The organism is Aestuariimicrobium ganziense (assembly GCF_015352975.1).
In the GTDB taxonomy this organism is placed as follows: Bacteria; Actinomycetota; Actinomycetes; order Propionibacteriales; family Propionibacteriaceae; genus Aestuariimicrobium; species Aestuariimicrobium ganziense.
This window is the reverse complement of record NZ_JACYIZ010000001.1, coordinates 635,469-657,770: the sequence shown is the minus strand read 5'-3', so window position 1 is coordinate 657,770 and position 22,302 is coordinate 635,469. Positions and strand designations below refer to the sequence as shown.

Annotated in this window: 23 protein-coding genes; 13 read left to right on the top strand and 10 right to left on the bottom strand. The window is 69.5% G+C overall.

Annotation, left to right across the window (positions count from 1 at the left end):
• Positions 1-32: 32 nt before the first annotated feature.
• Positions 33-470, top strand: coding sequence for a MarR family transcriptional regulator (locus tag IE660_RS03260; RefSeq protein WP_203566845.1), 438 nt, complete (start codon positions 33-35; stop codon positions 468-470).
• On the opposite strand, the gene IE660_RS03255 is transcribed toward IE660_RS03260, so the two are convergent.
• The gene (locus IE660_RS03255) at positions 471-896 is read right to left on the bottom strand and encodes a Rieske (2Fe-2S) protein (protein WP_203566844.1); all 426 of its coding nucleotides are present in this window, start codon (positions 894-896) and stop codon (positions 471-473) included.
• Entirely contained in the window at positions 883-1,686 is an 804-nt protein-coding gene (locus tag IE660_RS03250; RefSeq protein ID WP_203566843.1) for a histidine phosphatase family protein, read from the bottom strand. Before IE660_RS03250 ends, IE660_RS03255 begins: the two co-directional genes overlap by 14 nt.
• Positions 1,687-1,997: 311 nt before the next feature.
• Here IE660_RS03250 and uvrC point away from each other — a divergent pair, with 311 nt between their 5' ends.
• The 9 genes from uvrC to IE660_RS03205 all read left to right on the top strand — a co-directional run bounded on the left by uvrC (position 1,998) and on the right by IE660_RS03205 (position 11,068).
• Positions 1,998-3,965, top strand: a complete 1,968-nt coding sequence (gene uvrC, locus IE660_RS03245) for an excinuclease ABC subunit UvrC (RefSeq protein WP_203566842.1) — start codon at positions 1,998-2,000, stop codon at positions 3,963-3,965.
• Positions 3,966-4,017: 52 nt separating this feature from the next.
• Entirely contained in the window at positions 4,018-4,896 is an 879-nt protein-coding gene (gene rapZ / locus IE660_RS03240) for an RNase adapter RapZ (protein WP_328701817.1), read from the top strand.
• Positions 4,893-5,855, top strand: a complete 963-nt coding sequence (locus IE660_RS03235; RefSeq protein WP_203566841.1) for a gluconeogenesis factor YvcK family protein — start codon at positions 4,893-4,895, stop codon at positions 5,853-5,855. The genes rapZ and IE660_RS03235 overlap by 4 nt, the downstream gene beginning before the upstream one ends.
• A 20-nt stretch (positions 5,856-5,875) precedes the next feature.
• On the top strand, positions 5,876-6,859 hold the full coding sequence (gene whiA / locus IE660_RS03230; protein WP_203566840.1) for a DNA-binding protein WhiA: 984 nt from the start codon (positions 5,876-5,878) through the stop codon (positions 6,857-6,859).
• Between the two features lie 192 nt (positions 6,860-7,051).
• Complete coding sequence (gene gap, locus IE660_RS03225) at positions 7,052-8,047, top strand: type I glyceraldehyde-3-phosphate dehydrogenase (RefSeq protein ID WP_203566839.1); 996 nt, start codon at positions 7,052-7,054, stop codon at positions 8,045-8,047.
• A 143-nt stretch (positions 8,048-8,190) separates the two neighbouring features.
• Complete coding sequence (locus IE660_RS03220; protein WP_203566838.1) at positions 8,191-9,402, top strand: phosphoglycerate kinase; 1,212 nt, start codon at positions 8,191-8,193, stop codon at positions 9,400-9,402.
• A complete protein-coding gene (gene tpiA / locus IE660_RS03215) occupies positions 9,399-10,184 on the top strand; it encodes a triose-phosphate isomerase (RefSeq protein ID WP_328701816.1) in 786 nt (261 codons plus the stop codon). The genes IE660_RS03220 and tpiA overlap by 4 nt, the downstream gene beginning before the upstream one ends.
• A gap of 189 nt (positions 10,185-10,373) precedes the next feature.
• Complete coding sequence (gene secG, locus IE660_RS03210) at positions 10,374-10,619, top strand: preprotein translocase subunit SecG (protein WP_203566994.1); 246 nt, start codon at positions 10,374-10,376, stop codon at positions 10,617-10,619.
• Positions 10,620-10,711: 92 nt separating this feature from the next.
• Positions 10,712-11,068 (top strand): RNA polymerase-binding protein RbpA, encoded by a 357-nt coding sequence (locus IE660_RS03205; RefSeq protein ID WP_203566837.1) that lies wholly within the window; start codon positions 10,712-10,714, stop codon positions 11,066-11,068.
• A gap of 44 nt (positions 11,069-11,112) precedes the next feature.
• Here IE660_RS03205 and pgl read toward each other — a convergent pair whose 3' ends face one another.
• The 4 genes from pgl to tal all read right to left on the bottom strand — a co-directional run bounded on the left by pgl (position 11,113) and on the right by tal (position 15,613).
• Entirely contained in the window at positions 11,113-11,844 is a 732-nt protein-coding gene (pgl, locus tag IE660_RS03200) for a 6-phosphogluconolactonase (protein WP_203566993.1), read from the bottom strand.
• Positions 11,841-12,863, bottom strand: coding sequence for a glucose-6-phosphate dehydrogenase assembly protein OpcA (locus tag IE660_RS03195; RefSeq protein ID WP_203566836.1), 1,023 nt, complete (start codon positions 12,861-12,863; stop codon positions 11,841-11,843). The genes pgl and IE660_RS03195 overlap by 4 nt, the downstream gene beginning before the upstream one ends.
• Positions 12,864-12,885: 22 nt before the next feature.
• On the bottom strand, positions 12,886-14,361 hold the full coding sequence (gene zwf, locus IE660_RS03190) for a glucose-6-phosphate dehydrogenase (protein ID WP_407928985.1): 1,476 nt from the start codon (positions 14,359-14,361) through the stop codon (positions 12,886-12,888).
• A 133-nt stretch (positions 14,362-14,494) separates the two neighbouring features.
• Positions 14,495-15,613, bottom strand: coding sequence for a transaldolase (gene tal, locus IE660_RS03185; protein ID WP_203566834.1), 1,119 nt, complete (start codon positions 15,611-15,613; stop codon positions 14,495-14,497).
• A gap of 188 nt (positions 15,614-15,801) precedes the next feature.
• Between tal and IE660_RS03180 the strand changes: the two genes are divergently transcribed.
• Positions 15,802-16,722, top strand: coding sequence for a heme o synthase (locus IE660_RS03180; protein WP_207730940.1), 921 nt, complete (start codon positions 15,802-15,804; stop codon positions 16,720-16,722).
• Here IE660_RS03180 and IE660_RS03175 read toward each other — a convergent pair.
• From IE660_RS03175 to IE660_RS03160, 4 genes are read right to left on the bottom strand one after another with little or no spacing between them, the layout of a single operon-like run.
• Positions 16,671-17,681, bottom strand: a complete 1,011-nt coding sequence (locus tag IE660_RS03175) for a COX15/CtaA family protein (RefSeq protein WP_235996724.1) — start codon at positions 17,679-17,681, stop codon at positions 16,671-16,673. The two genes, IE660_RS03180 and IE660_RS03175, sit on opposite strands and share 52 nt — an antisense overlap.
• Positions 17,669-18,427, bottom strand: coding sequence for an ABC transporter permease (locus IE660_RS03170; RefSeq protein WP_203566833.1), 759 nt, complete (start codon positions 18,425-18,427; stop codon positions 17,669-17,671). The genes IE660_RS03175 and IE660_RS03170 overlap by 13 nt, the downstream gene beginning before the upstream one ends.
• Positions 18,424-19,131: an ABC transporter ATP-binding protein gene (locus IE660_RS03165; RefSeq protein WP_203566832.1), complete on the bottom strand. Its 708-nt coding sequence runs from the start codon at positions 19,129-19,131 to the stop codon at positions 18,424-18,426. The genes IE660_RS03170 and IE660_RS03165 overlap by 4 nt, the downstream gene beginning before the upstream one ends.
• A 47-nt stretch (positions 19,132-19,178) precedes the next feature.
• Positions 19,179-19,847, bottom strand: a complete 669-nt coding sequence (locus IE660_RS03160; protein ID WP_203566831.1) for a response regulator — start codon at positions 19,845-19,847, stop codon at positions 19,179-19,181.
• 118 nt (positions 19,848-19,965) lie between these two features.
• Here IE660_RS03160 and IE660_RS03155 point away from each other — a divergent pair, with 118 nt between their 5' ends.
• Both IE660_RS03155 and IE660_RS03150 read left to right on the top strand, forming a co-directional pair.
• Complete coding sequence (locus IE660_RS03155; protein ID WP_203566830.1) at positions 19,966-21,093, top strand: sensor histidine kinase; 1,128 nt, start codon at positions 19,966-19,968, stop codon at positions 21,091-21,093.
• The gene (locus tag IE660_RS03150; RefSeq protein WP_203566829.1) at positions 21,093-22,277 is read left to right on the top strand and encodes a sensor histidine kinase; all 1,185 of its coding nucleotides are present in this window, start codon (positions 21,093-21,095) and stop codon (positions 22,275-22,277) included. The genes IE660_RS03155 and IE660_RS03150 overlap by 1 nt, the downstream gene beginning before the upstream one ends.
• Positions 22,278-22,302: the final 25 nt, after the last annotated feature.

Below are 22,302 nucleotides of genomic sequence, written 5' to 3'. Positions count from 1 at the left end.
GAATGCATTCTGGGGAATGTAGAGTCGAGGGCATGCGCACGGCAGACATGTTCCGGCTTGGAGGCATCCTCAGGGACGCTGCCAAGGCGGCCAGCGTCCAGGGCACCGACGCCCATGCCACTCCTGCCGAGATCACCGTCGCCAGTGACGTGGCCATGTTCCCCGACAGCACCATCGGCGAGATCGTTGCCCGCACTGGTCTCAGCCAAGGGGCGGTGTCGCGCATCGTGGCGAGGGTCGTGGCAGCGGGGTACCTCGAGGTGGCCAAGGACCCGGCCGATGCCCGGCGCACCCGGGTTCGCGTGGCCACGCGCGCCGTCGACAACCAGGTCGCCTCCGCGGGAAACCGGGATGCGTCGCACGCGCTCGCCGACCTTGGACGGCTCGACGATGCTCAGCAGCAGCGGGCCAGTGAACTGTTGGCCGAACTGTGGAGCTTGCTCGGTCCGGCCGACCACGGCCAGCGCTGATCAGCCGGTGACGACCACCTGGTCGCCCTCGACGCTGACCTGCTTGGCGGTCAGGCCCTGGGTGGCTGGCCCTTCCTGCACCGATCCGTCGACGGCCGAGAACCGCGAGCCGTGGCACTCGCAGGTGATCACGTTCGACTCGACTCGGGTGACGTCGCAGCCCTGGTGAGGGCACACGCTCGTCCACGCCTTGAACTCGCCGTCCTCGGGCTGCACCACCACGACCCTGGCGCTGGTGTCGATCCGGCCGCCTCCGACCGGCACGTCGGACTTGGCCACAGTCAGCCCACCCTGCCCACTCGCCGAGGTGTCGCCGCTGGGAAGGGACTGCCCCGGTTCGTCCCGGCTGCAGCCGGCGAGGCCGCAGCAGGCGACTGCAGCCGCCCCGGCGTTGGTGAGGAACTGGCGTCGGTCAGTGGGTGTCATCAGGCGCCTCCTGGGTCGTGGGCGGGGTGTCGGGTGGGGGGCTGGTCGCCGGGATGGCCGGCGGGACCGGGTGGTGCGTGCGGCTGGGAAGGTGATCCACCGTGGTCAGGTGATCGACCCGGTTGACCCAGTCCACCCAGACGCGGCGGCGCCCGTGCTCGAGTTCGAGAAGCGTGACCGAAGTGTTGTCGAGCCGGTACCAGACGCTCAGGTCGTCCGCCCCGGGGTTGTCCAGCGCCAGCGCGGCCTCGACGGAGGCCGGCTGCAGCAGTGCCGACAACAGCATCGACCCGATCGCCCCGTGGATGACCAGGGCGACGCAGTCGTCCTCGAGGGTCCACAACCAGTCGGCCACCCGGGCCGCCCGCCGCAGGCTGTCGGCGGCCGCCTCGGTGGGCCCGGTCCACCAGCCGGCCTCGGTGGCCTGCTCGGGCAGAACCACCCGGGTGCTCAACGCCTGCAACTCCCCACGAGGCGAACCCGGGTGCGGAGTCTGGTCGTGGTACTCACCGCTGTAGCAGCCACCGTTCTCGTGCAACTCGACCCGCGCCTCCACCGGCAGGTCGAGCCCCTCGGCCCACGGGTGCGCGGTGAGGATCGTCCGCCGCATCAGTGAGCAGAAGATCCTGCTCGGTCGAGGCCCCTGCTCGACCATCCAGTCGGCCAGTGCTTGCGCCTGTGCATGACCCAGCTCGGTCAGGCCCGGGTCGGTGGTGCGGGCGTAGGTGCCGATCTGCTCCCAGGCAGCGTTGTTGGTCGACTGGCCATGGCGGACGATCAGCAGCTTCATGGGTCCACCCTAGTGAGAGCCGGGAATCGGCGCCGGGGGCCACGGGGTCGTGTGCCGGGAAGCACGTGGGGCTCTTCACCCCCCGGTCCGCCGATTTCGGGCAGGGAGTTCGCGATGGAAGGCCGAAGACCACATCTGCGCGACTTCGGTGCCCGGATTCGGCGCACCGACCCGCCAGCTGTCTGAATCCCGTCTCGTCTCAGGTGGGATCCTCGGGGCTCACCCATGGCGTCGTGTGAGCAGGCGCCCGGCCCCGGCGGCAACCCCCGTGCGTCGATGTGCTGTCGGTGCCTCGTCCTAGACTCGACGCCATGGCTGACCCCTCCAGTTATCGCCCCGCCCCCGGGACGATTCCGACTGACCCCGGGGTCTATCGCTTCATCGACGCTCACGGCACGGTGATCTACGTCGGCAAGGCCCGCAACCTGCGCCAGCGGCTCAACTCCTACTTCGCCGACCCGGCCGGGCTGCACCACCGCACCTTCACCATGGTGCGCACCGCCGCCCGGGTGGAGTGGACCGTGGTCGCCAACGAACTCGAGTCGCTGCAGCTCGAGTACACCTGGATCCAGCAGTACGACCCGCGGTTCAACGTCAAGTACCGCGACGACAAGTCCTACCCCTGGCTGTGCATCACCTGGAGCGAGGAGTTCCCGCGGGTCTACGTCGGCCGGGGCAGCAAGCGCAAGGGCTACCGCTACTTCGGCCCCTTCGGCCAGGCCTGGGCGATCCGCGAGACGGTCGACTCGTTGCTGCGGGTCTTCCCGATGCGGTCGTGCTCCAGCGGCACGTTCAACTCCGCGCAGCGCAGCGGTCGTCCCTGCCTGCTCGGCTACATCGGCAAGTGCTCCGCCCCGTGCGTCGGCCGGATCACCCCCGACGACCACCGCCTGATCGTCAACGACTTCATCTCGTTCATGTCGGGCCAGACCGCCCCCCTGGTCCGGCGGCTCAAGCGCGAGATGCAGCAGGCGTCCGACAACCTCGAGTTCGAGGCGGCCGCCGTGCTGCGCGACTCACTCGAGGCCCTCGAACTGGCCACCGCCAAGAACGCCGTGGTGCTGGCCGACGGCACCGACGCCGACGTGATCTCGATGGCCGAGGACCCCCTCGAGGTGGCCATCCAGGTCTTCCACGTGCGCCAGGGACGCATCCGCGGCGAACGCGGGTGGGTGGCCGACCGCGCCGACGACTCCGGTACCGCCGAACTGATCGAGTCGTTCCTGCTGCAGCTCTACGCCGGCGTCGACGACAGCGAACCGAACTCCGGCATCCCGCGCGAGATTCTGGTGCCCACTCAACCCGCCTCGGGCAGCGCGATGGCCGAACTGCTCAGCGAGGTCCGCGGCAGCAAGGTGGCGATCAGGGTGCCACAACGCGGCGACAAGCTCACCCTGCTCGAGACCGTCAGCCGCAACGCCGCCGAGGTGCTCGCCCAGCACAAGATGAAGCGCGCCAGCGACCTCTCCACCCGCAACCGGGCCCTCGAAGAGGTGCAGAAGGCACTCGGGCTCGAAACCGCTCCACTGCGCATCGAGTGCTACGACATCTCCCACACCCAGGGGTCTGAGGTGGTCGGCTCGATGGTGGTCTTCGAGGACGGACTGCCCCGCAAGAGCGAGTACCGACGCTTCATCATCCGCACCGTCGAGGGATCGGACGACGTCGGCTCGATCCGCGAGGTGCTCACCCGACGGCTGCGTCGCCTGCTGGACGACCGCGCCAGCATCGCCGCCGAACCCAGCGGCGAGGCGCCGCTGCTGGTCGACCCGACCACAGGCGCCCCGCGCAAGTTCGCCTACGCGCCGCAACTGATCGTCGTCGACGGCGGCGCCCCGCAGGTGAACGCCGCCCAGGCAGTGCTCGACGAACTCGGCATCACCGACATCCCGGTCGTCGGCCTGGCCAAGCGCCTCGAGGAACTGTGGTTGCCCGACGACGACCAGCCACTGATCCTGCCGCGCACCAGCGAGGGCCTCTACCTGCTGCAGCGGCTGCGTGACGAGGCCCACCGGTTCGCCATCGGCCACCACCGCGGACGACGTAGCCAGGCCATGGTCGAGTCGGTGCTCGACGGTGTCCCCGGGCTGGGGGAGGTGCGCCGCAAGGCCCTGCTGGCCTACTTCGGCAGCCTGCGCAAGCTGCGGGCCGCCGAACAGTCCGAGATTGCGCAGGTGCCTGGCTTCGGCCCCACTCTGGCGCAGGCGGTCAAGCAGGCGCTCGACGCCGATCGTCCAGAACCGGCGGTCAACATGACCACCGGCGAGGTGCTCGACTGAGCGGCCCGCGCCAGCTCGCGCCAAAGCCAGCGATGCTGGCCATAATGGGACGGTGACTGACCCGACCCCTGCCGGTGCCCAACCTCGTGTGGTGATCATCACCGGCCTGTCAGGGGCCGGGCGACGCACCGCTGCCCACGCCATGGAGGACCTCGGCTGGTACGTGGTCGACAACCTGCCCCCGGCCATGGTGCTCGCCTTGGTGCGCACCGCGCGCGAGAACGGCATCAAGCGGGTCGCGGTCGTCCTCGACGTGCGCTCGCCGCAACTGGTGGACGAACTGTCGCCGCTGTTCGCCGAGCTCACCGACCACCAGGTGCCGCACGAGGTGCTGTTCCTCGAGGCCACCGACGAGACCATCGTCCGCCGGCAGGAGTCGTCGAGGCGCCCGCTGCCGCTGCAGGGTGACGGGCGACTGTTGGACGCGATCGGCCGCGAACGCCACATGCTGTCGTCGCTGCGCGCCCAGGCCGACCTGGTCATCGACACCTCACGCCTGACCGTGCACCAACTCGCCTCGCGGGTCGCCCACGCTTACAGCGGAGACCTGTCGGGCATGGTGCGGATCGCGGTGATGAGCTTCGGCTTCAAGAACGGCCTGCCGATCGACGCCGACCTGGTCTTCGACGTGCGCTTCCTGCCCAACCCGCACTGGGTGCCCGAACTGCGTCCCCAGACCGGCCTGTCGACGGCAGTCAGCAGCTATGTGTTGTCGCAGCCCGGCGCGCAGGACTTCCTCGACACCCTGGTCGACATGCTCACCGTGATGACGCCGGGCTACGTGCGCGAGGGCAAGCGCCAGCTCACCATCGCCATCGGCTGCACCGGCGGCAAGCACCGCTCGACGGCGATGAGCGTCGAACTCGGACGAAGGCTGCAGCAGTGCGGGTACCGCGCCAACGTCTCGCACCGCGACCTGGGGCTGGAATGACCGAGCCGCTGCGTCCCTTCCGCAAGCTGCCCAACGTGGTCGCGTTGGGCGGGGGACATGGCCTGGCCGCGTCGCTGTCGGCGCTGCGCCGGCTCACCGACCGGCTGACCGCGGTGGTCACCGTCGCCGACGACGGCGGCTCGTCCGGGCGGCTGCGTGACGAGTTCGACTGCCTGCCCCCGGGCGACCTGCGGATGGCGCTGGCGGCCCTGTGTGGTGACAACCACGACGGACGAGCCTGGGCCGACGTGCTGCAGTACCGCTTCGGTGGCGAGGGCGACCTGTCGGGCCACTCGATGGGCAACCTGCTGATCGCCGGCCTGTGGCAACAACTCGGCGACCCGGTGGCCGGCCTGGCGATGGTGGGGGAGTTGCTCGGCATCCGCGGACGCGTGCTGCCGATGTCGCTGAGCCCGCTGACCATCGAGGCCGACGTCGTCGGGCTCGATCCCCAGCGCCCCGACGAACTGGCCACCCTGGTCGGCCAGGCCACCGTGGCCAAGACCCGTGGCGGCGTCCAGCAGGTGCGGCTCGTGCCGGGACGACCCACCGCCTGCCTCGACGCCGTGGGCGCGGTGCGTGAGGCCGACCACGTCGTGCTGGGCCCCGGATCGTGGTTCACCTCGGTGATCCCGCACCTGTTGGTGCCCGAACTGGCCGAGGCGATCATCGAGTCCAGCGCGCAGCGCATCCTCGTCCTCAACATCGCCCCAGCCGACGAGACCGCAGGCTTCTCACCCGCCCGCCACCTCGAGGCGCTGGCCGACCACGCCCCACGGCTACGGCTCGATGTCGTCCTGGCCGATGAGCAGTTCGCCGACAGCGACCCCCACCTGAGCGCCTACGCCACCTCACTCGGTGCCCGACTGGTGGTGGCCGACGTGGCCATGCGTGACGGTTCGCCCCGCCACGACCCCCTGCGACTGGCCTCGGCCTTCGCCGACGTGATCGGGTTGTGACCCGTGAGAGGATGCACGCCATGGCGATGACAGCACAGGCCAAGTCGGAGTTGGCGACCGTGGTGGTCGACAAGCCCTGCTGCCGACGCTCCGAGGTGGCGTCGATGCTGCGCTTCGGCGGCGGCATCCACATCGTCGGTGGCCGGATCGTCATCGAGTGCGAACTCGACACCGGCATCGCCGCCCGCCGGCTGCGCACCGCCATCACCGAGGTGTTCGGCAACGAGTCCGAACTGCTGGTGATCAACTCCTCCGGCATCCGCCGAGGCACCCGCTACACCGTGCGCCTGGTGCGCGACGGCGAGGTGCTCGCCCGCCAGACCGGTCTGATCGACCAGCGCGGACGACCTGTGCGCGGCCTGCCCGCGACCCTGGTCGGGGCCGGCACCTGCTGCCAGGTGGCGATCTGGCGCGGAGCCTTCCTGGCCCGGGGCTCGCTCACCGAACCGGGCCGGTCGATGGCCCTGGAGGTCACCTGCCCCGGCTCGGAGGCGGCACTGGCCCTGGTCGGGTCGGCGCGCAGGCTGTCGGTGCAGGCCAAGATGCGTGAGGTGCGCGGCGTCGACCGCGTCGTGATCCGCGACGGCGACGCCATCTCGGCGATGCTCGCCCGGATGGGGGCCCACGACACCCTGCTCGCCTGGGAGGAACGCCGTCTGCGCCGCGAGGTGCGCGCCTCGGCCAACCGGCTGGCCAACTTCGACGACGCCAACCTGCGCCGTTCGGCTCTGGCTGCGGTGGCCGCCAGTGCGCGGGTCGAGCGGGCGCTGGAGATCCTCGGCGACCAGGTGCCCGAGCACCTGCTGGTGGCCGGCAAGCTGCGTCTGGAGCACCGCAACGCCAGCCTCGAGGAACTCGGCCAGGCCCACGAGCCGCCGCTGACCAAGGACGCCATCGCCGGCCGGATCCGACGCCTGCTCGCCACCGCCGACAAGGTGGCTGAGGAGCGCGGCATCCCCGGAACCGAGGCCAGCCTCACCCCCGATCTGCTCGAGGACGCCTGAGTTCGTCCTCGTCGGCGAGACACCAGGCAGGCGGCAGGCTCGGCCAAGTGGGTTTTCGTCGAGGTCGGTGTGCCGTGGCGCTGACCGTTCGTTAGGCTGGAAGACGTCACACAAGTTCGACACCTGTGCCGTGACGTGCTGCAGACAGTGGTGGCGTCGGCACACCGAGATCTTCGAAGGAGATCAGATTTCATGACCGTCAAGGTTGGCATCAACGGCTTCGGCCGCATCGGCCGCAACTTCTACCGTGCACTGGTCGCCTCCGGGGCCGACCTCGAGGTCGTCGCGGTCAATGACCTGACCGACAACAAGACCCTCGCCCACCTGCTGAAGTACGACTCGATCCTGGGCCGTTTCCCCGGCGAGATCAGCTACGACGATGACGCCATCACCGTCGACGGCAAGGAGATCAAGGCCTTCGCCGAGAAGGATCCCGCCGCGCTGCCGTGGAAGGACCTCGGCGTTGACATCGTCATCGAGTCGACCGGCTTCTTCACCGACGCCACCAAGGCCAAGGCGCACATCGACGCCGGCGCCAAGAAGGTGCTCATCTCGGCTCCGGCCAAGAACGAGGACATCACCATCGTCATGGGCGTCAACGACGACCAGTACGACGCAGCCGCGCACAACATCATCTCCAACGCGTCCTGCACCACGAACTGCCTGGCTCCGATGGCCAAGGCGCTCAACGACGGCATCGGCATCGTCAAGGGCCTGATGACCACCATCCACGCCTACACCCAGGACCAGAACCTGCAGGACGGCCCGCACAAGGACCTGCGTCGTTCGCGCGCCGCGGCCCTCAACATGGTGCCCACCACCACCGGTGCCGCCAAGGCTGTCTCGCTCGTGCTGCCTGAGCTCAAGGGCAAGCTCGACGGCTACGCCATGCGCGTGCCCACCCCGACCGGTTCCGCCACCGACCTCACCTTCGAGGCCGCGCGCGAGACCACCGTCGAGGAGATCAACGAGATCGTCAAGAAGGCTGCCGACGGCAAGGTGCTCGTCTACACCGAGGACGAGATCGTCAGCAAGGACATCGAGACCGACCCGGCCTCCTGCATCTTCGACGCCAAGCTCACCAAGGTGATCGGCAACCAGGTGAAGGTGCTCGGCTGGTACGACAACGAGTGGGGCTACTCCAACCGCCTGGTCGACCTGACCGTGCTGGTCGGCAGCAAGCTCTGAGCACGTTGACGACATGACCCGAGGGGGTGGGGCCTGCCCCGCCCCCTCGTGTCGTCCACTCTCGAACTCCAGAGCACGAACCCAGCAGAACCATGGCCTCGGCGCTGTGCCGACGCCGTCCAGACCACCAGTGAGGAAGTGACGTGAAGTCAGTCCAGGATCTCGGCGACCTGCGCGGCAAGCGCGTGGTCATCCGCTGCGATTTCAACGTGCCGCTCGACGGCGACACCATCACCGACGACGGCCGCATCAAGGCCGCCCTGCCCACCCTGAACGACCTGCGCGAGGCTGGTGCCCGCGTGGTCGTGCTGGCCCACCTCGGACGCCCCAAGGGTGAGGTCAACCCCAAGTACTCCTTGGCGCCGGTCGCCAAGCGCCTCGGCGAACTGCTCGGTGCCGAGGTCAAGCTCGCCACCGACGTGGTCGGCGAGTCGGCCCAGTCGATCGCGGCCGGCCTGGCCGACGGCGAGGTCGCCCTGGTCGAGAACGTGCGCTACGAGCCGGCCGAGGAGAGCAAGGACGAGGCTGCCCGCGTCGAGCTGGCGACCAAGTACGCCGCCCTCGGTGACGTGTTCGTCTCCGACGGCTTCGGTGTGGTGCACCGCAAGCAGGCGTCGGTCTACGACGTCGCCCGGCTGCTGCCCAACGCCGCCGGCCACCTGGTCAAGAAGGAGGTCGACGTCCTCGCCCGCCTGACCAAGGATCCCGAGCGTCCGTTCGTGGTCGTGCTCGGTGGCGCCAAGGTCGCCGACAAGCTGGCCGTGATCGACAACCTGCTCAAGGTTGCCGACACCCTGGTCATCGGTGGCGGCATGGCCTACACGTTCCTCAAGGCCCAGGGCCACGAGGTCGGCTCGTCCATCCTCGACGCCGACAACGTCGAGACCTGCAAGGGCTACCTCGAGCAGGCCAAGGCTGCCGGCAAGACCATCCTGCTGCCCACCGACGTGCGTGTGGCCGACGGCATGGACTTCGCCGCCCGCACTGTCGACGGCCCTGTCGAGGTGGTCGCGGTCGACGCGATCCCCGCAGGCAAGATGGGCCTCGACATCGGCCCCGAGAGCGAGAAGGCGTTCGCCGAGACGATCAAGGGTGCCAAGACCGTGTTCTGGAACGGCCCGATGGGCGTGTTCGAGATCAGCGAACTCGCGAACGGCACCAAGGCGGTCGCCCAGGCGCTCACCGAGGTCGACGGCCTGTCGGTCGTCGGCGGTGGTGACTCCGCCGCGGCGGTCCGTGAACTCGGCCACGCCGACGAGGCGTTCGGCCACATCTCCACCGGTGGCGGTGCCTCGCTGGAGTACCTGGAGGGCAAGGAACTGCCCGGACTGACCGTTCTGGAGGAGGACAAGTGACCCGCAAGCCGATCATGGCCGGCAACTGGAAGATGAACCTGAACCACGTCGAGGCGGTCGGGCTCGTCCAGAAGCTGGCGTGGACCCTGGCCGACAAGAAGTGGGACGCCGAGCAGTCCGAGTGCGTCGTGCTGCCCCCGTTCACCGACATCCGCACCGTGCAGACCCTCGTCGAGGGCGACCGGCTGCCGATCGTCTTCGGGGCCCAGGACGTCTCCGAGCACGACAAGGGTGCCTACACCGGTGAGGTGTCGGCCTCGATGCTGGCCAAGCTCAACGTCAGCTACGTGGTCGTCGGCCACTCCGAGCGCCGGCAGTACCACGCCGAGACCGACGCGGTCGTCAACGCCAAGGCCAAGAAGGTGCTCGAGAACGGGATGACCCCGATCATCTGCGTCGGTGAGGCCCTCGACATCCGCAAGGCCGGCAACCAGGTCGAGTACACCCTCGACCAGGTCAAGGGTTCGCTCGACAGCATCAGCGGCGACGAGGTCGCCTCGCTGGTGATCGCCTACGAGCCGGTCTGGGCCATCGGCACCGGCGAGGTCGCCACCCCCGAGGACGCCCAGGAGGTCTGCGGCGCGATCCGTGGCTGCGTGGCCGAGCTGTACGGCCAGGCGGTCGCCGACGCCGTCCGCATCCAGTACGGCGGCTCGGTCAAGGCCAACAACATCGTCGACATCATGGCCCAGCCCGATGTCGACGGTGCCCTGGTCGGTGGCGCCAGCCTGGACGCCGACGAGTTCGCCGGCATCGTGCGGTTCTACGCCCTGCAGGGCTGACCGACACCCCGTCAGGCCCCGGGCCCTGCCACCTGCGCGGTGGCGGGGCCCGGTGTCATTTCCTGCCCGCGAGCCGGGGTCGGTCGCCTCGGGCGGTACCCGCGACGGCCCCTGTTCGTCCCGTCGGGGGCGAATAGGGAAACACCTGCCCCGTGGGTTAGTCTGGACGACGTGTTCGTGGCACCAATGATGAGCTGGCCGATCATGACGTTGTCGATCGTGCTGATCCTGACGAGCCTGCTCCTGTCGCTGTCGGTCCTGCTCCACAAGGGGCGTGGCGGCGGCATGTCCGACCTCTTCGGTGGTGGCATGTCGACCTCGATGGGCGGCACCTCGGTGGCCGAACGCAACCTCGACCGATTGACCATCATCATCGGTCTGATCTGGCTGGCCACCATCATCGGTCTGCTGGTGCTCTACCGCCTCGGCGTCTAGGGGTCGAGAAGGCACCAGCCAAAGGGGTACTGCACCCCAACCTGTCGCGTCGGAACCTCGGCGCGCCAACACACAGCAACAAGGAGTGGACCGTGGTCGGTGGCAGCGCCATCAGGGGAAGTCGTGTCGGCGCAGGGCCGATGGGTGAGGCCGAGCGTGGCGACGCCGCCCCGCGGCTGAGGGTCTCGTACTTCTGCTCGAACCAGCACGAGACCCGTCCCGCCTTCGCCGCCGATGCGCAGGTGCCCGAGACCTGGGACTGCCCGCGCTGCGGCCTGCCGGCGAACATGGACGCCGAGAACCCGCCGCCCCCGCCGCGGATCCTGCCCTACAAGACACACCTGGCCTACGTGAAGGAGCGTCGCAGCGACGCCGAGGCCGCTGCGATCCTGGCCGAGGCCCTGCAGGGCCTGCGTGAGCGCCGGGCCCGCGGCGAGGTCATCTACTGATCGAGGCCGCTGTGGCCAGCCAGGCATCGACCCGGCAGTCACCCTCACAGCAGGCAGTTGAACCGCGGCAGCAGGCTCGCCGCTGCCGCGTCCAGGAACCAGAGCGTCTCGACGGTGCCCTTGACCCGTGCTGCGGGAAGGAACCAGTCGCCGCCCAGCGCCCGTGCCACGCTCTCGGCCTTCGCCTCACCGGTGACCAGCAGCCAGACCGAGCGTGACCGGTTGATCGCGTTGAGCGTCAGCGAGATGCGGTCAGACGGCGGCTTGGGTGCATCGCTCACCCCGATCACGGTGGCCGTGGTGGGGTCCATGCTCGGGTGCTCGGGGAAGATCGAGGCGACGTGTCCGTCCTCACCCATGCCGAGCAGGCAGACGTCGAACAAGGTGTCACCCAACTCGCGGGCGTAGGAGAAGGCTGCCTCGTCGGCATCGGCGTGGGCATCGCTGCCCGGCATCGGGTGGGTCTGGGCACGGGACAGGTGCAGCGTCCGGGCCAGGATCGACAGGCTCTGGATGGCGTTGCGGTCAGGGTCGGTCAGTCCGACGTAGTGGTCGTCGCCCCACCACAGGTGCAGTTGGCTGGGGTCGAGCTCGGAGCCCTCGACCTGCCCGGCGAAGCTCTGGTAGATCGAGTTCGCCACACGCCCGCCGGTCAGGCAGAGGTTGGCCTCACCCCGCGAGCGCTGCACCTCGACCAAGCGCGCCAGCAGTTGGCGTGCCGCCCCCTCGGCCAGTTCCTCGGGGGAGTGGAAGCGCAGCACCCTGGCTGACATCAGCCGTCCTTGGTCTTGGACGAGGTCCGGCGGGGCGTGCTGCGAGGCTTGGCCTTGGGGTCCTGGCTGGCACGTGCCTTCGCGGCCGGCTTCTTCGCAGACGTGGCGCGCTTGCGCCGCACCCCCTTCGCTGCCCGCTCGAGCAGGGTCGCGGTGGCTGCCTCGAAGATGTCGTCGGCATCCATCCGACGCAGTTCCTCACTGATCAGCGCCGGCAGTTCGCGTCGCTTCAGCGCCACCAGTCGGCGGGGCTGCCCCGGCACCTCGTAGCTGGCGAGCTTTCCGTCCGAGCGCAGCACGGCGATGTCACCGGCGGGGGTGTGCAACCTGATGCCGGTGATGCCGGGGCCAGCACTGTTCTGCACGACCACCTCGACGTCGAGCCGACTCTGCAGCCAGGAGGCCATCAGTTCGGCCGCGGCGTTGCCCCGTGCCGCCTCGACGCTGGCCCCGACCACCCGGGCCGGGTACTGGTCCAGGGCGGCGGCCAGCAGTGCACGCCACGGCGTGATCCTGGTCCACGACAGGTCGGTGTCACCGGGGGCGTGGTGCTTGGCCCGCACCCGCATCGCCTCCAGGGCGTTGGGCACCCCGCCGGCATCGGTGATCCGCCGGTGGGCGAGCAGACCGATCGGGTCGGCGCCCGGCTCGACGGGTGACTCGTTGGGCCACCAGGCCACCACCGGGGTGTCAGGCAGCACCAACGGACGCACCACCGAGTCGGCGTGGTCGGCAACCTCACCCGACAGCCACAGCGTGACCACGTCGCCGGGCACGGACTCCGAGATCCGCACCTCGGCGTCCAACTTCGACCGCTTGCCGGCCTTGCGGACGATCAGCAGGATCCGGGAGGGGTGCTCGCGGCCCGCCTGCAGCGCGGCCTCGAGCGCCTCGTCGTAGTGCCGGGCAGTGCAGATCACCAGCAGCGTGTAGACCAGGCCGGTGGCCATGCCCTGATTGCGGCGGGCTGAGCGGATCGTCCGGGCGATCTCGGCCGAGGTGGTGTTGGTGAGTGCGATCATCGTGTGCTCTCCTCAGGCCGATTCACGGACGTCGCCAGACGAAGCCGTCGCGGGCCAACATCTCGACACCGCACTTGGGGCCCCAGGTGCCCGAGGCGTACTGCTCGGGTTGGGTGCCGGACTCCTCCCAGTGGTTCAGCACCGGGTCGAGGATCTGCCACGACAACTCGACCTCCTCGTGCTGGGGGAACAGGGGTGGGTCACCCAGCAACACGTCGAGGATCAGCCGCTCGTAGGCCTCGGGGGACGACTCGGTGAACGAGCCGCCGTAGTTGAAGTTCATGCTGACCTCGCGGATCTCCATCTGGGTGCTGGGCACCTTGGCGCCGAAGCGCATGGTGATGCCCTCGTCCGGCTGGATGCGCATGACCAGCGCGTTGGTGCCCATGCCCTCGGTGTCGGCGTGGGTGAACGGCAGGTGCAGGGCCCGCTTGAAGTTGAGCGCGATCTCGGTCACCCGGCGCGGCATCCGTTTGGCGGTGCGCAGGTAGAACGGGACGCCCGCCCAGCGACGGTTGTCGACGTCGACCCTGATCGCGGCATAGGTCTCGGTGGTCGACGACGGCGAGATGCCCTCCTCGTCCAGGTAGCCCCTGACCTGCTCGCCACCCTGCCAGCCGGCGGCGTACTGACCGCGGGCGGTGTGGACGTCGATGTCGGCCGGCGGCTTGGCCGCGGCCAACACCTTCTGCTTCTCGGTGCGCAGTTGCGCCGCGTCGAAGCTGGTCGGCTCCTCCATGGCGGTGAGTGCCATCAACTGCAGCAGGTGGTTCTGGATGACGTCACGCGCGGCACCGATGCCGTCGTAGTAGCCGGCCCGGCCCTCGATGCCGATGTCCTCGGCCATCGTGATCTGCACGTCGCTGACGTAGTGGTTGTTCCAGACCGGCTCGTAGAGGGCGTTGGCGAAGCGGAAGGCGATCAGGTTCTGCACCGTCTCCTTGCCCAGGTAGTGGTCGATCCGGAACACCGACTCGGGCGCGAACACCGTCGAGACGATCTGGTTGAGCTCGCGGGCGGACTCCAGGTCGTGGCCGAACGGCTTCTCGATCACCACCCGGCTCCACTGGCGCCCGTTCGACTCGGCCATGCCGTGGCGGCGCAACTGACCCACGACGTCGTCGAAGAAGCCAGGCGGGATCGACAGGTAGAAGGCGTGGTTGCCGCCGGTGCCGCGCGACTCGTCCAACTCCTGGATGGTGCGCTTCAGGGTGCGGAAGGCGTTGTCGTCGTTGAACTCGCCGGGCACGAACCGGATGCCCTCGAGCAACTGCTGCCAGACCTCTTCGCGGAAGGGAGTGCGGGCGTTCTCCTTGACCGAGTCGTGCACCTGCTTGGCGAAGTCCTGGTCGGCCCAGTCGCGACGGGCGAACCCGACCAGACCGAAGCCGGGGGGCAGCAGCCCCCGGTTGGCCAAGTCGTAGATCGCCGGCATCAGCTTCTTGCGCGACAGGTCTCCGGTGACGCCGAAGATCACCAGGACGCACGGTCCCGCGATCCGTGGCAGGCGGCGGTCCTGGGGATCGCGCAGCGGGTTGGTGGTCGTGGTCTCGGTCACACGTGCTCCAAGGAGATGTCGTTGAGGGCCAGGTGCGCGAAGCGGACTGGCCTGGGTCGATTCTGCATGGACTTCAGGACAACTTCTCCAGTTCTCGCGTGACGGTCTGCAGCAGTTCGGCCCAGGACGCCTCGAACTTCGCCACCGCCTCGTCCTCGAGGCTGGCGAAGACGTCGTCGAGGTCGATGCCGACCTCGCGCAGTTGGCCGGTCACCCCGACCGCGTCGTCGACATTGGCCTCGATCGTGTCACCGCGCACCTCGCCGTGGTCGGCGAAGGCGAGCAGGGTCTTCTCGGGCATGGTGTTGACCACCCCGCTGCTGACCAACTCGGTGACGTAGCGGGTGTCGGGGTAGGCGGGGTCCTTGACCCCGGTCGAGGCCCACAGCGCTCGCTGTGGGTGGGCACCCTGGGCGGCCAGCGCCCGGAACCGTTCGCTGGTGAAGACCTCGTGGGCGGCCTGCCGGGCCAGTCGGGTGTTGGCGATCGCCGCTTGGCCCTTGAGCGCCAGAGCCTGTTCGGTGCCGATTGCATCGAGCCGCTTGTCGACCTCGGTGTCGATGCGCGACACGAACACCGAGGCGACCGAGTGGATGGTCGACAGGTCCCGTCCGGCCGCCAGGGCATCCTCCAGCCCGGACAGGTAGGCGTCAGCGACGGCCCGGTAGCGCTCCACCGAGAAGATCAGCGTGACGTTGACGCTGATCCCGGCGGCGATGGTGCGTCGGATCGCCTCGAGGCCGGGCAGGGTGGCCGGGATCTTGACCAGCACGTTGGGACGATCGACCAGCTCGGCCAGCGATGCGGCCTCGGTGACGGTCTCGTCGGTCTTCATGGCCAGACCGGGGTCGACCTCGATCGAGACCCGACCGTCGAAGCCGTCGGTGGCCTCGTACACCGGCGCGAACAGCTCGCAGGCGTCACGGACGTCGGTGCTGGTCAACTGGTGGGCGACGGTGACCGGGTCCTGCCCGGCCAGGCCGGCAAGCTGTTCGGTGTAGGCCTCGCCGTCGGCCAGCGCGGCGGCGAAGATCGTTGGGTTGGTGGTCACGCCGACCACGTTGAGGGTCTGGATCAGCTCGGCCAGGTTGCCGGAGTCGAGCCGCTCACGCGACAGGTCGTCCAGCCAGATCGAGACGCCGGCTGCGCTCAGCGCAGCCGTGCGCGGGTTGGGGGTGGGGGTGTCGGTCATGCGTGGGTCCTCTCATCGGTCACGGGCAGAACGCGACGTCATCGCCACTGTAGCCAGCAGCCCGCCACGCCGAGGGGTGATCGACCCAGCGCCTACCCGGCTGGGTCGAGATTCCCGGCGGCGAGCCGTAGACTCGCGCAATCGTGACCACCACACCTGTTCCCACCACCGACAGCTCCCGCGACGACCTGTCACGCCTGCCCGATTCGGACGCCCCGTCGGCGAGCTTCGGCGACCGGGTTCGCGCCTACGTGGCGCTGACCAAGCCCCGGATCATCGAGTTGCTGCTGGTGACCACCCTGCCGGCGATGTTCCTGGCCGCCGGCGGGCTCCCGCCGTGGTGGCTGATGCTGGTCACCCTGCTGGGTGGCACCCTCGCCGCCGGGTCGGCCAATGTCTTCAACTGCGTGATCGACCGCGACATCGACGAGACGATGCGCCGCACCCGGCGTCGTCCGATGCCGCGCCACCAGGTGCCCACGGCCAATGCCTGGGCGTTCGGTGCGGTGCTGGGCGTCGCCTCGACCCTCGTGCTCGGCTTCGGAGCGAACTGGCTGTCGGCGGTGCTCGCCCTCGCGGCGAACGCCTTCTACGTGTTCGTCTACACGCTGTGGCTCAAGCGGCGCACCTCGCAGAACATCGTCTGGGGTGGCATCGCCGGCTGCTTCCCGCCGTTGATCGGCTGGACCTCGGTGACCGGACAGGTTGGGTGGGCCCCGCTGGTGATGTTCGCCATCGTCTTCTTCTGGACGCCACCTCACACCTGGGCGCTGGCCTTCCGCTACCGCGACGACTACGCCGCCGCCGGGGTGCCGATGCTGCCGGTGGTCATGGGCAACGTGGGCGTCGCCTGGCGGATCCTGGCCTACACCGTGGCGACCGTGGCCACCTCACTGGTGCTGTGGCCGGTGGGTGGTACCGGCTGGCTCTACCCGCTCGTCGCCGCCGTGGTCGGCGCCGTGATCATCGTCGAGGCCGTCGCGCTGCTGCGCCGGGCACGTGCCGGGGCCGACGCGGTCGCCCTCAAGCCCATGCGGCTGTTCCACTTCTCGAACAGCTACCTGGCGCTGCTGTTCTGTGCCATCGCGATCGACCCGCTGCTGTCCTGAACACCGCTCGGGTCGTCCACGACGGGTGAGGCGTAGCCGGCGGGCAGGGCGCGCACTCCGAACAGCACGGCGGCCGCGGCGGCGGTGGCCAGCGCAGCGCCCAGCAGGTGGATCAGTACCAGCACGATCGGCAGCCCGGTGAAGTACTGGACGTAGCCGATCGCTCCCTGCACCAGCGAGATCACCAGCAGCACCAGCGGCCAGCGGGCAGCCACCCGGTGCCCGCGGCGCACCAGCAGCGCGAGGGTGAGCACGGTGAACACCACCGCCACGTAGACCGAGGCGGCGTGCACCCGGGCAACGAACTCGATGTCGAAGCCGGTTCGGGCGGCGCCTCCGTCGCCCGAGTGCGGCCCCGAACCGGTGACCACGGTGCCCAGCCAGCAGACCAGCACCATCGCGACGAAGGTGGCCGTGGCCAGGTGCCGGGGGGCTCCGGTGACGTCCTCGGTTCGTGCGGGCCAGACCATCATCACCAACTTCGTGAGGATGACCACCAGGGCCAGTGACAGCAGCAGGTGCAGGGCCACCACGAACGGGTTGAGGTCGGTGAGCACCGTGATCCCGCCGATGACGCCCTGGAACGGTACGCCCAGGGCGGCCACCAGTGCGAGCGTGCGGGCATGCCTGCTGCCGTGGCGCACGGCTGCCCAGAACACCATCACGGCAAGGAAGATCAGCAGGAAGGTGATCGTCCGGTTGCCGAACTCGATGAACTCGTGGTGCCCGAGTTCGCCACGGGGCACGTAGGAGGCGTCGGTGCACTTGGGCCAGGTCGGGCAGCCGAGCCCTGACCCGGTGAGACGGACGACCGCGCCGGTGACGATGATGGCGATGTTGGCGACCCACGAGGCCAGCGCCCAGCGGGGAAGGCTCCTGGGGCTGCCGACCAGGGCGTCGCCGATCCGCTGCCCGGTGGTGGGCCTGGGGGTCATCGGGCTGGGGGTCATGACGTCCATCGGAAGGCCTTTCTGGCGAGCAACACGCCACCCAGCGCCCAGATGAGGGCGACCGGCAGCGACAACAGGGTGACATGGTGGGCCGAGGTGGCGCGAAGTGCCTCGCCGAGGGCGGCACTCGGGGTGAAGGCGACGATCGTCCCCCACGGTTCGGGGTGTCGCTCCACCCCGATCAGCAGCGCACCGCCGGCAGCCACCACCAGGTGCAGCAGGTTGGCCAGGGCCAAGGTCAGCTCGGCCCGCAGCGTGCCGGCCAGTGCGAGGGCGAGTGCGACGAAGGCCACCGTGCAGGCAACCGCGGTGACCAGCACCACCGCCCACTGCGAGGCGCCCGCCACCGGCCGCCACCCGAGCACCAGGGCGAGGGCGACCAGCAGCACCAGTTGCCCGGCCATCACCAGCAGCACCGAGATCGCCTTGCCCATCACCAGGCCAGAGCGACGCAGTGGGGTGGCCGCGAGCCTCTCGAGCACGCCGTAGCGGCGCTCGAAGCCGGTGGCGATCGCGGTGGAGGTGAAGGCGGACGAGAAGATCGCCAGCCCCAGCACCGACGGAGCGACCTGGTCGAACTCGAATCCGTACCGCGCTCCCAGGAACCGGCCGCCGAGCAGCACCGCCACCGGGATGACCAGGGCGAGCAGCAACTGCTCACCGTTGCGCAGCAGCAGCATGGCCTCGGTGCGGGCATGGGCCCACACCGCTTGGCTGCGTGGCGCCGCGCCCGGTCGGGGAGTGAGGTCGATCATGTGTCCCCCGAGGTGTGGGCCAGGAACAGTTCCTCGAGGCTGTGCTCGTCGGTCAACTCCGCGACCGACCCGCTGAGCACCACACGACCCCGGTCGACGATGTGCACCGTGTCGGCGAGTGCCTGGGCCTCGTCCATGGCGTGGGTGGTCAACAGCACCGCCAGGCCCGCCTCGCGCAGCCGCTCGACCAGTCGCCAGGTGCGCCGACGGGCGTGCGGGTCCATGCCCGAGGTCGGCTCGTCGAGCACGACCATCTCGGGTCGTCCGACCAGGGCGCCGGCCAGGTTGACCGCCTGCTGCTGGCCACCCGACAGCCGACGGTAGGGGGTCCTGGCGTAGGTGGTGACCTGCAACTCGTCCATGAGTGCGGCGACGTCGAGCGGGTGGGAGTACAGCTTGGACAGGTGGCTGAGCAGCTCGGCGGCAGTGATCCCGCTCCAGGCGCCGGTCGACTGGGGCATCAGGCCGACCCTGGGGAGCACGTCCGGGTGCCCCGGCGGCAGCCCGAACAGGCTGATCCGGCCCCGGTCCAGATCGAGCAGGCCGGTGCATGCCCGGATCAGGGTGGTCTTGCCAGCTCCGTTGGGTCCGAGCAGGGCCGTCACCTGGCCGCGCTCGGCGCGCAGGTCGAGCCCGTCGAGGGCGACGGTCGTCCCGAAGCTGACCGCGGCGTCCTCGACCAGGAGGGCAGGGTGGTCAGGCACGTCGGCCAGTCTAGGGAGTCGTGCCCGAGGTGGCCTGCCGGGGTCGTTCAGTCGAGGGCAGGCAGGTTCTCGGGGTCGACCACACCCAACTGGATCGCCCGCACCAGCACCTGCGTGCGCGAGCGCGCCTCGAGCTTGCCGGCCACGTTCGCCATGTGTTGCTTGACCGTTCCCTCGGCGACGTTGAGCCGCGCCCCGATCTCGGCATTGCTCAGCCCGTGGGCCAGCCACTGCAGCACCTCGACCTCGCGGGGCGTGATGCCGTGGACGCGACCCTGACCCGCCGGAGCCCCGTGCAGTGAAGCCACCAGTCGCTGCCGGACGGCGGGGGACAGTGGCATCTCACCGGCCAGGGCCTGGTGCATGCCCTCGACCAGGCCATGGGCACCCACGTCCTTGAGCAGGTACCCGGCGGCACCCCCGCGCAGCGCCCGGACGACGTGGTCGTGAGTGGCGAAGGTGGTGAACGCCACCACCACGGCGTCCGGCCAGCGACGGCAGATGCGTTCGATCGCCTCGATGCCCGAGGTTGCGGGCATCTGCAGGTCCATCAGCACCAAGTCGGGCAACACCGATCCGTACACCTCGACGGCCTGGGCGCCGTCGGACGCCTCGCCCACCAACTCGAGGTCGGCGCGAGCCTCCAGGAAGCGCGACAGGGCTGCGCGGACCTGTGGGCTGTCGTCGGCCACCATGACCCGGATCGACGCTGACATGGTGAGCAGCCTAGTAGGAGTGGTTCGCACGGCCCTAGGCTGCGCTCATGGGGGTCGTCAGCAGATGAGGGAGGCGTGGGCCGCGCTCCCTCGTGATCTGGGGCGGATCACCAGGTGGATGCTGACACTGGTCGGTGTCGCGCTGCTGCTCGACTCCACCACCCGAATGGTGGTTGACCTCGTCCGTGGAGTCACCGACTCGTGGCTCGCTCACGTGGTGCGGGTGACCTCGATCCTGGTCATGGTCGGCGCGGTCTGGCGGCCCATGCTCGCCCTGGCCATGTGGCTGCTGATGGCACCGTTCTCGGGCTACCAGAGCATGTCGGTCTTGGCCTGGCTGGTGCTGGCCGCACGCATCACGGCCACCGGCAGGATCTGGCAGGTCGTCGTGGTGGTGGTGAGCGGATTCGTCTACGAGGTCTGGTTCAGGGTCACCGAGTACGACTACAGCGTGACCAGTGCCGCGATCACCACGACGGTGATGATCGCCATGGTGGTGGTGTTCGGCGCGACGGCTCGCTACTTCATCAGGCAGCGACTGGCCAACACCGAGCTGGCCGTCGCGCTTGAGGTCGAGTCCGCCAGGCTGCGCGAGGCCGAGCACCACCAGCTCGCCCGTGAACTGCACGACGGACTGGCCCACGAACTGTCGATCATCACGCTGCAGGCGATGGCCGCCCAGAGCGGCGCACCGGGCGCCCAACGCCAGGCTCTGGCCGAGGTGGTGGCCGCGTCCGCGAACGCCATGGCCGAACTGCGCGGCCTGGTCACCCTGCTGCGCGACGACGGGGCGAGCCCCTGGCTCGACACCTCGGCCCCGACCGAGCTGGCGCAGCGGATGGCCTCGACCCTGGCGGGTCGTGACCTCGACCTGCAGGTCGCCGTCGACCCGATCGCCGACACCACCACCGGTCACGTACGCCAGACCCTGTTGCGGGTGCTCAAGGAGACCGCCACCAACGTGTTGCGCCACGCGCCGGCGGGGTCGACCGCGACCATGACGGTGGACGACGACGGGCACCAGGTGCGCGTCGTCGTCGAGAACCAGACCACTCCCGGGGGCAGCCGGAGCCCGCTGTCGACCGGATGGGGCCTGCTCGGGCTGCGCGAACGGATCCTGCTGATTGGCGGCGATTTCGGTGCCGGTGAGGTCGACGGACGCTGGCGGGTCGAGGTCACCATCCCGCTCGAGACGCCGAGCGCGCCGTTGGCCCAGGATGCCCCCGACGAGGGCAGGAACCTCTGATGGCCCACGGACGAAGCGCCGACTACCCACGGTGGCTCGTGCCCCAGCCCCTGGTTGCCGTGCTGTGCCTGATACCAGTGGTCGCTGCGGTGTACACCCTGCTGGACGACGGCGCGTTCGTGCTCAGCCACCACATGATGATGCCGCTGCTGCTGGTGGCGATCGTTCTGGCGGCCCGCTGGCCCCGATACGCCCTGATGCTGGTGGTGCCGCTGCTGCTGTCACCGCTGTGGGGCGACCAGAGCGGGTCGAACTACCTCGCCCTGCTGGTGCTGATCCCGGTCGCCATGACCGCGGGCAACCAGTTGGTCACCGTGTTCGCGTTCGTGATCTATTTGGGGTGGACGATCATCCGGGCGGCGGTGACGTCGTTGCGTGACGACCTCGCGGTGTCGGCCAGCGCCTCGTTCGCGGCCGTGGGCATGGCGCTGGGGCTGGCCGGACGCCACCTCGCGTCGTCCTGGCACCGCAGCGAGCGCGAGGTGGTCGACCTCGCTGCCCGGACGGCCAGGGCCAGGGCCGAGCAGCGCACCGAACTCGCCCGTGAGATGCACGACGGCGTGGCCCACCAGATCAAGATGATCGCCCACGCCGCCCAGACCGGGCTCGATGGCGCCGACGACGACCTCCCGGCGGTGCTGAGCATCGTCGAGGGCCGGTCTCGCTCAGCCCTCAACGAGTTGCGGGTGCTGCTGGGGGTGCTGCGCGACGGGGACGCCGCTCGCGTCCGGGAACTCGTCACCGAGGAACTCAGCGAGCGCCACCTGCCCTCGGTGGTCGCGTCGAACTCTGCCGGCGTGCTGCGCGAGGCTGGGCATCCGCTGACCATCAGCGTCGACCCGGGGGTGGACGAGCTGCCGCCCGACCTTCGCCAGACGGTGTGTCGGCTGCTGCAGGAGGGGGTGGCCAATGTGCTCACCCATGGCGTTCCGGGTGCCGCGTGTGAACTGTCGGTGGCGGTCGATGCCGAGAGGGTCCATGTGTTGGTCACCAACGAACACCCGGGCCCGGTGGCGCCTCGACGTGACGGGTGGGGTCTGACCGGGTTGCGAGAGTGCGTGCAGCTCAGTGGCGGGAGCCTGCGTGCCGGTCTGGTGGACCAGAGCTGGCAACTGGTCGCTGACATGCCGCTGCGTGTGGATGGGGAGGCGGCCAGCGACGCGCGGGCCGAACGCAGCCAGTGATCGCAATCGCCGCGGGTTCGCCCGG

Excerpts from the sequence above, each read along its gene's own strand:
- IE660_RS03260 (WP_203566845.1), top strand. The coding sequence starts at position 33 with ATGCGCACGGCAGACATGTTCCGGCTTGGAGGCATCCTCAGGGACGCT.
- IE660_RS03255 (WP_203566844.1), bottom strand. The coding sequence starts at position 896 with ATGACACCCACTGACCGACGCCAGTTCCTCACCAACGCCGGGGCGGCT.
- IE660_RS03250 (WP_203566843.1), bottom strand. The coding sequence starts at position 1,686 with ATGAAGCTGCTGATCGTCCGCCATGGCCAGTCGACCAACAACGCTGCC.
- uvrC (WP_203566842.1), top strand. The coding sequence starts at position 1,998 with ATGGCTGACCCCTCCAGTTATCGCCCCGCCCCCGGGACGATTCCGACT.
- IE660_RS03235 (WP_203566841.1), top strand. The coding sequence starts at position 4,893 with ATGACCGAGCCGCTGCGTCCCTTCCGCAAGCTGCCCAACGTGGTCGCG.
- whiA (WP_203566840.1), top strand. The coding sequence starts at position 5,876 with ATGGCGATGACAGCACAGGCCAAGTCGGAGTTGGCGACCGTGGTGGTC.
- gap (WP_203566839.1), top strand. The coding sequence starts at position 7,052 with ATGACCGTCAAGGTTGGCATCAACGGCTTCGGCCGCATCGGCCGCAAC.
- secG (WP_203566994.1), top strand. The coding sequence starts at position 10,374 with ATGAGCTGGCCGATCATGACGTTGTCGATCGTGCTGATCCTGACGAGC.
- IE660_RS03195 (WP_203566836.1), bottom strand. The coding sequence starts at position 12,863 with ATGATCGCACTCACCAACACCACCTCGGCCGAGATCGCCCGGACGATC.
- tal (WP_203566834.1), bottom strand. The coding sequence starts at position 15,613 with ATGACCGACACCCCCACCCCCAACCCGCGCACGGCTGCGCTGAGCGCA.
- IE660_RS03175 (WP_235996724.1), bottom strand. The coding sequence starts at position 17,681 with ATGGACGTCATGACCCCCAGCCCGATGACCCCCAGGCCCACCACCGGG.
- IE660_RS03170 (WP_203566833.1), bottom strand. The coding sequence starts at position 18,427 with ATGATCGACCTCACTCCCCGACCGGGCGCGGCGCCACGCAGCCAAGCG.
- IE660_RS03160 (WP_203566831.1), bottom strand. The coding sequence starts at position 19,847 with ATGTCAGCGTCGATCCGGGTCATGGTGGCCGACGACAGCCCACAGGTC.
- IE660_RS03155 (WP_203566830.1), top strand. The coding sequence starts at position 19,966 with ATGCTGACACTGGTCGGTGTCGCGCTGCTGCTCGACTCCACCACCCGA.
- IE660_RS03150 (WP_203566829.1), top strand. The coding sequence starts at position 21,093 with ATGGCCCACGGACGAAGCGCCGACTACCCACGGTGGCTCGTGCCCCAG.